The organism is Pseudomonas sp. M2(2023), assembly GCF_030263955.1.
Classification (GTDB): domain Bacteria; phylum Pseudomonadota; class Gammaproteobacteria; order Pseudomonadales; family Pseudomonadaceae; genus Aquipseudomonas; species Aquipseudomonas asiatica.
The window spans coordinates 2241907-2254336 of the sequence record NZ_CP127114.1; the positions used below are offsets into that span (position 1 = coordinate 2241907).

The following is a 12430-nucleotide window of genomic DNA, read 5'->3' on the forward strand; positions in this document are numbered from 1 at the left end:
CAGCTTTCAGGCATCGAGGATGTCTTCTTGCCGGGTAAGGCTCAGCAATAGCCCGGCTTCCACCTCCTCCTGTGCCTTGGTCAAGGCTTCCATAGCCTTGAAATACGCTTTCCCACTGAGCGGAACCCGGCGCAGCGTGCCGTTTTCGTCCAGCGCAAGGCCAGGCATTTCCGGGGCCAATGCCCGTATTATCGATTTGTCCAGGTGCGTGATCGCCTCCTGGCTTTCATCCAGGCAATAAAAGAGGTAATCGAGGCCAGGGCGCCAGAAGTCGGTAATGGCCTCGAACTGGCTGGCATATTTGCGCTTGAGGTAATCAACCCAGACCGGCCGTTCGCTTATCCACAGTTGTCGGGCAGTGGTGTCGGCATCGAGTTCGACCACGGCATCGCGCACGTTGTCGATGATCTGCTGGTTGATCTTGGCGAGGTCCCTATAGAGCATGCCGCTGCTGGGTTCTGGAAAATCGAGGTCTTCGCTCAACGACTGGCGCAATGCCAGGCGGACTTCAATATCGTCGACCAGGCCTGTGGTCAGGTCCGCATCGGGGAACGCCGCCGCGACATCCAGTACGTCACGGTCCGGTAACTGACCAGCATGTTCCTGCAGCGCCCGCTTGCGCAAACCGCGTTGCAGGCTGATGCGATCGGCCAGTTCGTTGACTTTCTCGCGACGGTACAGCTTGCGATAAAGGTCGAGTATCGGCTTTGCCGTGTCCTGTGCTTCCCCAGATACCTGGTGGATCAGCAACTCCACTTCCAGGGCGCTGAACGCATCGGCGCCGGCGTCACCGCAAGTGGGCGGGAAGATTTTCGCCACCTCGTTCAAACGCTCGCGCAACACCGCGTCCCCGTGGGCCTGCTCCAACAGTTCCCACACTCGGGCACGCAGGCTTCGCAGATCCCTTCGCGCTTCCACCGAGTCGGTCAGACGCTCCAACACCGCTTGCAGGTCGCCATTGTCGTTCTGATCGAACAGGTCGGACCACACCTGTACCTGATGATCGGTTGCGGAATCGCGCCAGAGCCGTTGCCACTCCTGCCTTTCGGGCGGGTGCTCGAAGATGTTGACGCCTCTTGCGCGCAGTTGCCTGGCCGGCTCGGCTTCCAGATTGTTGTAGTTGAAAAGCCAACGGCGATCGCGCACGCGCGCTGCGACGTCCCGCACATACGGACTGCGCAGGATGTTTACCAGGTCCGGAACATTGGGAATGTGGTTGGACGAGAGGTTCAGGTAACGTAACTGGTACTGTCGCTGGTTCATCAGGGTGCTCAGGCCAGGGGGAAAGGCATGCAGCTGAGTTCTGTCCAGATCCAGGTGCTGCAGCCGCGCCATGTAGCGCACATCAGGCGCGTGTTGCAGCGAGTTGAAGCTCAGGTCCAGTTGCTGCGGATGGATCATGTCCTGGAAGCGTGTGGCGAGGTTTTCATCAAGCGTGATGCGATTTCGACTCAGCTTCAGGATATTAAGCGGCTGATCGCAGAGGAAAGCCAATGTCGCTTGATCCAATGTAAGGTTGTTGCCGGTCAGGTTCAGTTCGCGCAAGCCTGGCATCGCTGCCAGCACTCGTTGTGCGGTGGGTGAGAGGGTAACAACGGTATTGTTGGTCAGGTCCAGTGTTTGCAGCTTGGGCACCGCTTCGAGCGCTTCGAACAACGCTTGCGGGTTGATTGTCGCGATGTTGGTCACTCTCAGCACTTGCAGGTTGGGGAAGCATGACAGGAACGCCCTGTCCAGTCGTTGCAGTTGCAGATCGTTCAGCTTGAGTTCACGGATGTAGGGCAGGCTCGCTGTGATCGCTGGCAGCTCGGATATTTGTATCTTCTCCAGAACGAGCGTGCCCAGTTTGGCTGAACCCTCCCGCCGCCAGGCCTCTTTGAGGCTTTCGGCGCATTTTTCTCGATCCTGGCGCCTGAAGATGTCAGGGGCGCTCTTGTACCAACTTTCCAGATTGCTATCCAGCGTTTGCCACTCCGTCTCCAGTTGCCGAATTGCCGAGCCCAGGTCACGGGTCCGGCTCAATTCGTCGCTCAGGGCGGTGATTTGTTTGCTATTCAGAGAAGGGAAAAGTCGATTGAGCCGACTTGTCGCGGCGGATGTGCTGATTGCTGCTCCTCGACCACTGAGCGGGTAACCGATTCGCCCATGTGCCAGGCGCATGGGCGAGCGAAAGCCTGGCTTGATTGATTGCTGGCCAAGCAGCACGGCGCAGCCCGATCGGTCGGCGACGGCGCTGGCGAACAGCTCGGCTTCACTCGCCTGCGGCTGTTCGGCTACCAATGCATCGCGCAGCAGCTGGCTGTCGGCATTGGCCAGGTCTGCTCGGTACAGGCCGGTCAAGGCACGATCGAGGCGGGCGCGGGCCTGCAGGTAGCGGGCTTCTTCAGCCACGCGCAAGGGCACGCGCCCGTTCTTCAGGCGTTCGCGTTCGGTGCTGTCGGCATGTGCGACGAGCTCTTCCAGGGCATTGTCAGGCAAGCCGGGGAACTGGCGGCCCAAGGTCTGTGCTTCGTCGCCAAGCGGTGCGCGATGGCTTTCCAGCATGCTCGCGAAGATTTCGTGACGACGTGCTGTCAGGTGGTTGGCCAGCAGCTCGTTCAGGGCGCCCGGGCGCTGCTCTACTGGCGTATCGGGTAGCAGCTGCTGTATGACATCTTCATCCATCCCCGCCAGGACAATCTTGCTCAGTTCGCCATCGTCAAGCTCTTCGCGGCCGATCTCGATTTGTACTGTGTCTGCTTTTGGCTGCGCACCGAAATAGTCTGCCTCCCCCCATTTTTCGGCACCGGTGAAGACCTTCAGCCTGTAGTTCTCGGGCCAGCCAGGCAGCTGTACCAGTTCCGGCAGCGCGAAGTTCATATGTGCAGCCAAAGGCTGGCCATGACGTACCCGGGTGATGATGCCCTCCACGTCGTCAGCCAGTCGCAGGCGCAGCAAGGTATCGGCCAGCAGAGCCGGGGGCCGCGAACCGTTGACCTGGCTGTGACGCAAGGTGTCTGCATCGACCTCGGTTATACGCAAGGCGGCAAGTTGCTCCGATGCATCCAGCCCCTGGCTGAATTGGCCCAGCCCTTCGAGCAACTGCGCATCGTCCCATTCGAGCGGGTTGTCATGCGCCAATTGCCAACGCTGGTCGCCGAGGTAGCGCAAGGCCGGTGCGTAGGCATCGGGGGCGTTCGGGTGACGCACATGCCACTGCCCGCCGGTTTCGAACACCTCATACAGTTTGCCTTGCAGCCAGACGTGGCTTTTGCCATCGAAGATGTAGAGCCCTTCGGAATTTGTCGGCACTCCGACTGGCAAGGAGTCCGAGGTGCTGTAAGGGCCCATGTCTGGGTGCCAAAGCCGTTCGCGGCCACCTTTCAAGACACTTTCCAGCGCATCGACGAACCCCGATGCCTTGAGCGCGCTGCTGCCGGCGGCGAAGCCGGCAACAACGGCGGCATTGATGGCCAGCGACTCGAGTTGTTGCAGCGCTTGCTGGGTATCGCCTTCTTCCCAGTCTTCGAACCCGGTGAACACCGAATCCATGAGGTCGTAGGCGAATACTCCAAGCATCGCGGCATCCAGCCCAGGCACGAAGAAGGCGGCCACGTTCAGTACGTTCATGCCTGCGTCCAGCCAGTGCTGCAGCCGTTCCTTGCGTGCCTTGGCGTCGGCATCGGCGGTCGGTACTGCAATTGCTCTGGCAGTTGCCTTGACGCGGCGCTTGTGGTCTCTGTAAAGCACCTGCCAGATAGGAAAGGCCAGGCGCGTTCGTTTGAAGTGCAGCTCAGGCTTGTTCTTGGGTTTGCGTGTGGAGGCGTCGTGCTCGAACAAGGCATTTTCGAGCTTGCGGCTGAGCTCGACCTGGTTGTCCTGGTCAGCGAAGCTGATCAAGTGCTGGCGAAACGTGGTTTGCACCAGGCGTTGACGCATGAGTGAGCCGGCTTTTTGCAAGGAAGCGAACTCCCTTACCGGGTGTTCGGAATCGTGGGGAATGTAGAGCATGCAGGGGTTGGTCTGGTCGGCTTCATCGGGGCCTATCAGCAGTACGCCATGAAGCGGGATGCCGAACAGGCTGAAGCGCCAGCAGCGAAGCTTGTGTTCGCCGTAACGCGGCGTGCTTTCGTTGTCGCATAGCTGTGCCAGAGCATTGTGGCCTTTGAGCGTCAACAGGCCCTTGAGGTAGGCGATCATTGCCTCGGTTTTCAGTGCCTGCTGGCTTGCATCGATCCACTGCTGTTCGATCGCGGCCTTTCTGGGGCCTTCATAAATGCCCTGCAGGTGGTCTTGATACTGCTGGCCCAGGTTCAGGCTTCGGCAAAGGTTCACGAACGCTTCGGGCTCGAGCCCGGGAAGTGAGGCGACGTTGTCCGTGCCAAGGGTCAGGGTGTCGAACGGGCCCACTTCGTCGGGTCCTTCGAAATTGTGCAGTGCGGCCTCCAGCAGCGAGCGCTTCTGTGGCGGCCCTTCGGGGCGCTTGATGTACGTATCGTCACCGCCGAGTGAAAAATCGAGGCCTGGGACATTTTCCAGCGTGGTGTACACCTTGAACGGCTGGTGCAGGTACTGGGCTTTGTCCACTTCGACATCCGGGCCCAACCGGCCCTCGAGCAAAGGCTTGCAGAATTCGCTGATCTGCCTGAAGTCATCGAGCAAGGCTTGCAGCGCTTTGAACCCGGCATTGCGGGCGCTGATCAGCTGTCGTAAACGCGCCTGGTCTTCATCGCTGGCTGCAGCGTACCAGGCGTAAGGCGAGCCGTTTTCGTCGAGGTAGTCCTTGCGCACGCTCTGCACGACGCGGCGGGTATGGTCGGGGTGCATCGTTCGGCACCAGGTAGGCAGGTTACGGACAATCTGGGCCTGATGGAAAGGCACGGGTGTGCTGGTCATGCTGAATACTCCGTGGTCAATGGAGGCGCCAGTCGACAGGTTTCGCCTTGGCATGCGGTGGTATTTAGTTGAATGCGCAGGTCGGTTCTGTGCACGAGAGCGTCGGTAGGGGAGCAGCGCGGGCAGGGCTGTTGGGAGATGGTGGCGCAAGGCATGGGGTAGGCATGTCGTGTGGATGACGCCGGCGTGTGGGGTATGGGTCGGTGTCATGTGATGCCTGGCCATGGGCCGGCGCTCTATCAGGGAGAACTAAGATGCATTCGCTGTGCAGTCCCAAGGATCACCTGCTGGACCTCGACGGTATTGAAATTGCGGTACGGACCTGGGGGGCGGAGGACGGCATCCCGGTGCTGGCCCTGCATGGCTGGCTGGACAACGCCGCCTCGTTCGAGCGCCTGGCACCGATGCTCGACGGCTGCTTCGTGGTTGCCCCCGACCTGGTGGGCCACGGCCGCTCGGACCATCGCCGCCACGACAGTGGCTACTACCTGTGGGAACATGCCGAGGACATGCTGGCGGTGGCCGACAGCCTGGGCATGGTGCAATTCCATGTGCTGGCCCATGGCATGGGCACCGGGGTGGCGTCGCTGCTGGCGGCCATGACCAGCGGTATTGCCAGCATGACCTTCCTCGACGGCATGGGCGCACCGTTCACGGTGGCCGAGGACGACCGCGTGCAGCACCTGGCCCGGGCCTACCGGCTCAAGCGCATGGTGCAGCGCAGCCAGTTGCAGGGTTTTGCCGAGCCGGACGTCGGCCGTTTCGAGGACCTGGACACGGCCCTGGCACAACGCCGCGAGCGCCTGGACACCGAGTTGTCGGAAGAGGCGGCACGGCTGCTGGCGCTGCGCGACCTGCTGCAGCTGGGCGAGGGCTATTGCTGGCGCCACGACCCACGCCTGGTGCTGCCCGAACCCATGCCGCTGACCGAGCGCGAAGCCTGCGACCTGCTCAGCCAGATCCGTTGCCCGTTGTACCTGCTGTTCGGCCGCCAGGGGGCATTCACCGGTGAGGCCTTTACCCGGCGCCAGGCGGCTTTGCCCAGCCAGGCGAAGATCTCCTGGCATCCGGGCGGGCACCACTTCCACCTGGATGCGCCGGACCGGGCGCTGGTCGATCAACTGCTGCGCATCCTCACCCGCCATGAAGGGGGCGTTCTGCAACGGTTGGTAAACGAGTAACTGCATATGGTCATGCCATGCGCACGTGGGCTATGGTGATGAATCTCATCGGGCTTGCGTGATCCCTTGTGGGAGGTTGTCCAGCTCTTTGGGCTGCGCTGTCGCGCAGATAACTGAATTCGCAAGCGATCCTCGTACCCTGTGGGAGCGGCTTTAGCCGCGAAGAATCCAACGCGGTGCATGGCACCGGCTGCGCCGGTGTTCGCGGCTAAAGCCGCTCCCACAGGGGCCCTGCTAATTCAATGAGTTATGTGCAGTTCCATGAGAGCGGGCGAAGCCCGTGCCATTCACCGCAACGCCTGATTCGCGGGCACGCCCGCTCCCACAGGAATCCAGCGGCCACAAGGAGCCTTGGCATGCGACCATTCGTCATCAAGCACATCGACCACCTCGTTCTGCGGGTCAGCGACCTGGAGCGCAGCGTCGCTTTCTACACCCAACTGCTCGGCTGCACGGTCAGCCGCGTGCGCGAAGACCTGGGAATGGTCCACCTGGCCACAGGCACGGCGATGATCGACCTGGTGACCCTGGACGGTCCCCTGGGTAAGCCTGGTGGAGCGGCGCCGGGGACCGAGGGGCGCAACCTCCACCATTTCTGCCTGCGCATCGAGCCGTTCGACGAGGCTGCACTTACGGCCTACCTGCAAGCTGCGGGGGTTGAAGTCGAACCTGCGGAAAAACGCTATGGCGCCGAAGGCGAGGGGCTGTCGCTGTACTGCTACGACCCCGATGGCAACCAGGTCGAGCTGAAAGGGCCGGTACCGGCAACGGAGGCTCCATGAGCAACCTGCACACCCGCGAGCACTGGATCGACACCGCCCAAGGCAAGCTCTTCGCCCAGGAATGGGCGCCGCTGCAGGCGCAGGGTGCGCCGATCGTCCTGCTGCACGATTCGCTGGGTTGCGTGGCCTTGTGGCGCGAGTTCCCGGCGCAGCTTGCGCAAACCACCGGGCACCGGGTAATCGCCTACGATCGCCTGGGCTTTGGCCGCTCCGACGCCCACCCCGGCAGCTTGCGCCTGGGCTTTGTCGAAGATGAGGCGCAGCAGGGGTTCACGGCGCTGCGCGAGCATTTTGGCATTGGCGATTTCATTGTCTTCGGCCACAGCGTTGGCGGCGGCATGGCCGTGGCCTGTGCGGCGGCCTTCGCCAGCCAGTGTGTGGGGCTGATTACCGAATCGGCGCAGGCGTTTGTCGAGGCCCGTACCCTTGAGGGCATTCGCGTGGCCGACCAGCAGTTTGCCGAACCCGGGCAGTTGCAACGGCTGGAGCGCTACCACGGCGGCAAGGCCGAGTGGGTATTGCGTGCCTGGGTGGACAACTGGTTGTCCGAGCACTTTGCCGATTGGAGCCTGGATGCGCTGCTGCCGCAGGTACGCTGCCCGCTGTTGAGCCTGCATGGCGACAACGACGAGTTCGGCTCGCCGGCACACCCCGAGCGGTTGGTGGCGCTGGCTGGCGGCCCGGGGTTGATGCGCCTGCTGCAAGGTTGTGGCCATGTGCCGCATCGGGAGCAGGCCGAGCGGGTACTGGAGGAAGTCCTGCAGTTCTTGCGCTGACCTTTCCCCAGGCTGACGCGGTCCTGCACGGATCGCGCAAGGCTCAAGTGGATATCCCGGCAAAGCCTATTATGCTTCAGTTACCTTGCTGCGATCCGAGGCGGCCTGCCTCGTCGTGCTTCGCATATCCAAAGCAAGCCCCCCAGGGCCTGGGTGCGATGGTGAAAAAGATTTGAGGTGCTCCCGGCCTGCATGACGACAAGACGGAGGCACCCCATGGCGGTTCTCGACAGCACATCCACGGGCAGCGCGCCCCAACGCGGTATCACCCGGGAGGAGCGCAAGGTCATCTTCGCCTCATCCCTGGGCACGGTATTCGAATGGTACGACTTCTACCTGTACGGCTCCCTGGCGGCGATCATCGCCAAGCACTTCTTTGCCGGGGTCAATGAAACCACCTCGTTCATCTTCGCCTTGCTGGCCTTTGCCGCCGGCTTTGCCGTGCGGCCATTCGGCGCCATCGTGTTCGGTCGCCTGGGCGACATGATCGGGCGCAAGTACACCTTCCTCATCACCATCGTCATCATGGGCTTGTCCACCGCTGTGGTGGGCCTGTTGCCCAGCTATGCCACGATCGGCGTGGCAGCGCCAATCATCCTCATCAGCCTGCGCCTGCTGCAGGGCCTGGCACTGGGTGGCGAGTACGGCGGTGCGGCCACCTACGTGGCCGAACATGCACCCAAGGGCCGGCGCGGCTTTTTCACTGCCTGGATCCAGACCACGGCCACCCTGGGGCTGTTCCTCTCGCTGCTGGTGATCATGGCTTGCCGCACGGCCATGGGTAACGAGGTGTTCGAGGCCTGGGGCTGGCGAGTGCCATTCCTGCTGTCGATACTGCTGCTGGCGATTTCGGTGTACATCCGCATGCAACTCAACGAGTCGCCGGTGTTCATGAAGATGAAGGCCGAGGGCAAGGCGTCCAAGGCGCCACTGACTGAGTCGTTCGCCCGCTGGGACAACCTCAAGGTGGTGGTCATGGCGCTGCTCGGTGGCACCGCCGGCCAGGCCGTGGTGTGGTACACCGGGCAGTTCTATGCGCTGTTCTTCCTGTTGCAGATGCTCAAGATCGAGCCGCAGACCGCCAACCTGCTGATTGCCGGTTCGCTTTTGATCGGCACACCGTTCTTCATCTTCTTCGGCAGCCTGTCCGACCGCATCGGCCGCAAGAAAATCATCATGGCCGGTTGCATCATCGCCGCGCTGACCTACTTCCCGATCTTCAAGGCACTGACCCAGTACGGCAACCCGGACGTGTTCGTCGCCCAGGAGCAGAACCCGGTGGTGGTGATGGCAGACCCTGCCCAGTGCGCGTTCCAGTTCGACCCGGTGGGCAAGGCCAAATTCACCAGTTCGTGCGATATCGCCAAGAGCCTGCTGGCCAAGCGGGCCATCCCCTATACCAACGAAGCGGCAGAACCTGGCAGCGTGGCGCAGATCCGCATTGGTGAACGGGTGCTGCCAAGCTTTGATGGACGCAGCCTGGCGGCAGCGGACTTCAAGGCACAGAGCGATGCCTTTACCGCGACCTTGACCGGGGCGTTGAAGGAAGCCGGCTACCCGGAAAAGGCCGACCCGGCGAAGATCCACTACCCGATGGTGCTGTTGCTGCTGACCATTCTGGTGATCTACGTGACCATGGTCTACGGGCCGATCGCGGCCTGGCTGGTGGAGCTATTCCCGGCACGCATCCGTTACACCTCGATGTCGCTGCCTTACCACATCGGCAACGGCTGGTTCGGCGGCTTCCTGCCGACCGTGGCGTTTGCCATGGTGGCGGCGACCGGGGATATCTATTACGGCTTGTGGTACCCGATCGTGATTGCAGTGATGACGGCGGTGCTGGGGATCTTCTTCCTGCCGGAGACCAAGGACCGCGATATCAACCACACTTGAAGGTTGAGGCTGACTGTACCGGCCTTTTCGCGGGCTTGCCCGCTCCCACAGGGATATCACTGTGCCCTGTGGGAGCGGGCAAGCCCGCGAAGAGGCCGGTACAGTCAGCCCATCAGTCGAAATAGCCACGCAACCCAAAGGCATACCCGGTATCCACCCCAGCAGCCTCGCCGCGGCTCCAGCGCTTCTTCAACACGAACTCGAACGCTGGCTCGTACAGCCCGTCCCGCACCAGTGCACCCGCCAGCACCTCCACGTCATACCAGCCATTGTCCAGCTCGATGATCGGCCGCCCCGGCACCTGGTAACGCGCCATCAGGTCACCCAGTGTCTTGGGCGTGAAGTGCTGCAGGATGCGCCAGGTGTACAGCATCAGCGCACCGTGCTCGACCTGCAGCACATAGCCATTGCGGCGGTGCTTCAGGCGGCTGCCGGGTTCGCGCAGGGCAGGGGTGTGGTTGTCCAGGGTGAACAGGATGCGGTAGGGCAGGTTATCGACCCCGGCCAATGGCAGCACGATCCCTTCGCGCACGGCCTGGTCGCCGCTGTCGCCGTGGGTGAAGGCATGGGCAAGGTCGTCGGGCAATTCATGTTGTTGCTTGAAGCGCTCGAGCAACTGGATATCGCCGAGCAGAAAGTAGTCGACCAGGTCGTTGAGCACTTCGCTGAATTCGTGGCGCATCTGTTTTCCTTGTTGGTGCGCGTGAGGGCAATGGCAAATGTAGCACTTCAGATTGGCTTCAGATTGCCCCCTGATACTGCCCCCAACACCTGACTTGAAAGGGGGACCGCCATGACTCAGGCAGACAGCGCCAGCCTGTTTCCACTGGCTATCGGCAGCCACGGCGAGCGGCTTGCCCGCATGACGCTGAAACGCCCGGGGGAGCCCGGGCGCGACGAGCTGGAACAGTTCATTCACGCCCGCTTTGCCTGCGCGCACCACGCCGACGTGCAGCACTACCTGCCCGAACTGCTCGGCCTGCATGACAGCCACGGGCGCCTGATGGCCGCCGCCGGCATACGCCTGGCCAGCAGTGGGCCGACCTTCCTCGAGCGTTACCTGGATGAGCCGCTGGAAGCGGCCGTGACCCGGCTGTCTGGCAGCTCGGTGAGCCGTGCACAGTTGGTCGAAGTGGGCAACCTGGCCGCGCTCAGCGCCGGCAGCGCGCGGATCATGATCATTGCCGTGACCTGGTTGCTGGCCGCCCGCGGTTTGCAGTGGGTGGCCTTCACCGGTGCCGCGACCCTGGTCAACAGCTTTCATCGCCTGGGCCTGGTGCCGACGGCGCTGGCTGTGGCCGACCCTGGCCGGCTGAACGGCGATGCCGACAGTTGGGGCAGTTACTACGCTCAGCACCCGCAAGTGTTCGTTGGCAACATCGGCTACGGCCATGCAGCCCTGGCCCGCGGCGGCGTTTTCGAGCGGCTGGGCTTGCCCGCGAGCGTGCAGGAGGCCGGCCATGCCGCGTGAATGCCAGCTGTTCAGGGAAGTGTTGCAACTGCATGCCCGCCACCGAGGGGCGCAACCGGCGTTGCTGGGCCTTGGCGGGCCGTTCACCTACCAACAATTGCTGGACGAGGTCGAGCAACGCCAGGCCTGGCTGAGCGCGCAGCCACCGGGCACTTTCGCCCTGGCCCTGGAGAACGGTCCCGAGGCGCTGTTCTGGGACCTGGCGGCGCTGTTCGCGGGGCGCCCCATCGTTATTCTGCCGGCGTTCTTCAGCAGCGCCCAGCGCCGCCACTGCCTGGCACAGAGCGCGGCGGTGCTGGCGCTGGCCGAAGAGGCTTTCGCTGACGACTTGCACGCCAGCGGCTTCACTGCCGGTGAGCGCTTCTGGAGCCGGCAGCCGCCAGCGGCCGCACCCTTGCCGCCGGGCACCGCGAAAGTCACCTACACCTCCGGCAGTACCGGTGCACCCAAGGGCGTATGCCTGAGCGCCGAGGCCATGCTGCGGGTAGCGCGTGAGCTGGAGGCTGCCAGCCGGCCCACGGCGCCCGGCAAGTACCTGGCGGTATTGCCTCTGGCGGTGCTGCTGGAAAACCTGGGCCTGTACGCGGCCCTGCTGGCCGGGGCGAGCATTGCCCTGTATCCGCAGGCGCAACTGGGTTTTCGCGGTGCCAGCCAGGTCGACTTCAAGCAATTGCTGGGCGCCATCGCCTTGAGTGGTGCCGAAAGCCTGATCCTGGTGCCGCAACTGCTGCTTGGGCTGGTCACTGCCATCGAGCGCGGCCTGATGCGGGTCGGCCCGTTGCGCTTCGTGGCGGTGGGCGGCGCGCGGGTGGCGCCGAGCCTGCTGGCCCGGGCCCAGGCCATCGGGCTACCGGTGTTCGAGGGCTATGGCTTGTCCGAATGCGCTTCGGTGGTATGCCTCAACCGCCCCGGGGCGCATCGTGCGGGCAGTGTCGGGCGGCCGCTGCCGCATGTGCAGGTGCGCATTGCCGAAGATGGCGAAGTGCAGGTGGCCGGTTCGGCGTTGCTCGGCTACCTGGGCGAACCACCCTGCAGCGAGCCGTGGTTGTCGACCGGTGACCTGGGCCACTTCGACAGCGACGGCTTCCTGTACCTGGCCGGGCGCAAGAAGCACCAGTACAGCACCAGCTTCGGGCGCAACGTCAACCCCGAATGGGTCGAGGCCGAACTGACCCAGGGCGGGGTGATCGCCCAGGCGTTCGTCCACGGCGAAGGCCTGGCACACAACCTGGCGTTGATCTGGCCGCTGGACCCGCAGGCTGACGACCACACCCTGGAACAGGCCATTCGCCAGGCCAATGCCGGCCTGCCGGATTATGCCCGGGTGCATGCCTGGCGGCGTCTGCCCGAACCTTTGAGCGCCGCCGGGCAAACCCTGACCGCCAACGGCCGGCCACGCCGCGAACAGATCCTGCGGTGTTACCAGTCTCTGTTATCCGACCTTCAATGATC

The 12430-nt window shown here is 63.1% G+C and carries 8 protein-coding genes; 6 read left to right on the top strand and 2 right to left on the bottom strand.

The genetic code is table 11. From position 1 onward, the window contains the following. Window positions 1–6: 6 nt before the first annotated feature. The gene (locus QN085_RS10360; RefSeq protein ID WP_329603973.1) at window positions 7–4875 is read right to left on the bottom strand and encodes an NEL-type E3 ubiquitin ligase domain-containing protein; all 4869 of its coding nucleotides are present in this window, start codon (window positions 4873–4875) and stop codon (window positions 7–9) included. 254 nt (window positions 4876–5129) lie between these two features. Here QN085_RS10360 and QN085_RS10365 point away from each other — a divergent pair, with 254 nt between their 5' ends. The 4 genes from QN085_RS10365 (at window position 5130) to QN085_RS10380 (ending at window position 9507) form a co-directional block, all read left to right on the top strand. Further along, window positions 5130–6056 (top strand): alpha/beta fold hydrolase, encoded by a 927-nt coding sequence (locus QN085_RS10365; RefSeq protein WP_023660877.1) that lies wholly within the window; start codon window positions 5130–5132, stop codon window positions 6054–6056. A gap of 356 nt (window positions 6057–6412) precedes the next feature. Continuing rightward, window positions 6413–6838, top strand: a complete 426-nt coding sequence (locus QN085_RS10370; protein ID WP_013972075.1) for a VOC family protein — start codon at window positions 6413–6415, stop codon at window positions 6836–6838. Next, on the top strand, window positions 6835–7614 hold the full coding sequence (locus QN085_RS10375) for an alpha/beta fold hydrolase (protein ID WP_013972076.1): 780 nt from the start codon (window positions 6835–6837) through the stop codon (window positions 7612–7614). Before QN085_RS10370 ends, QN085_RS10375 begins: the two co-directional genes overlap by 4 nt. Window positions 7615–7830: 216 nt before the next feature. Continuing rightward, complete coding sequence (locus QN085_RS10380) at window positions 7831–9507, top strand: MFS transporter (RefSeq protein ID WP_013972077.1); 1677 nt, start codon at window positions 7831–7833, stop codon at window positions 9505–9507. A gap of 112 nt (window positions 9508–9619) precedes the next feature. Here the strand turns inward: QN085_RS10380 and QN085_RS10385 are convergent, their stop codons facing one another. Further along, window positions 9620–10189: a hypothetical protein gene (locus QN085_RS10385; RefSeq protein WP_023662794.1), complete on the bottom strand. Its 570-nt coding sequence runs from the start codon at window positions 10187–10189 to the stop codon at window positions 9620–9622. A 111-nt stretch (window positions 10190–10300) separates the two neighbouring features. Between QN085_RS10385 and QN085_RS10390 the strand changes: the two genes are divergently transcribed. Both QN085_RS10390 and QN085_RS10395 read left to right on the top strand, forming a co-directional pair. After that, complete coding sequence (locus tag QN085_RS10390) at window positions 10301–10978, top strand: thermostable hemolysin (protein WP_003259304.1); 678 nt, start codon at window positions 10301–10303, stop codon at window positions 10976–10978. Next, window positions 10968–12428 carry an AMP-binding protein gene (locus tag QN085_RS10395; protein WP_041506087.1) on the top strand — a complete coding sequence of 487 codons (1461 nt, stop codon included), beginning with the start codon at window positions 10968–10970 and terminating at the stop codon, window positions 12426–12428. The genes QN085_RS10390 and QN085_RS10395 overlap by 11 nt, the downstream gene beginning before the upstream one ends. Window positions 12429–12430 lie beyond the last annotated feature (2 nt).

Coding starts and splice junctions, on each gene's coding strand:
- QN085_RS10360 (WP_329603973.1), bottom strand. CDS start 4,875: ATGACCAGCACACCCGTGCCTTTCCATCAGGCCCAGATTGTCCGTAAC.
- QN085_RS10365 (WP_023660877.1), top strand. CDS start 5,130: ATGCATTCGCTGTGCAGTCCCAAGGATCACCTGCTGGACCTCGACGGT.
- QN085_RS10370 (WP_013972075.1), top strand. CDS start 6,413: ATGCGACCATTCGTCATCAAGCACATCGACCACCTCGTTCTGCGGGTC.
- QN085_RS10375 (WP_013972076.1), top strand. CDS start 6,835: ATGAGCAACCTGCACACCCGCGAGCACTGGATCGACACCGCCCAAGGC.
- QN085_RS10380 (WP_013972077.1), top strand. CDS start 7,831: ATGGCGGTTCTCGACAGCACATCCACGGGCAGCGCGCCCCAACGCGGT.
- QN085_RS10385 (WP_023662794.1), bottom strand. CDS start 10,189: ATGCGCCACGAATTCAGCGAAGTGCTCAACGACCTGGTCGACTACTTT.
- QN085_RS10390 (WP_003259304.1), top strand. CDS start 10,301: ATGACTCAGGCAGACAGCGCCAGCCTGTTTCCACTGGCTATCGGCAGC.
- QN085_RS10395 (WP_041506087.1), top strand. CDS start 10,968: ATGCCGCGTGAATGCCAGCTGTTCAGGGAAGTGTTGCAACTGCATGCC.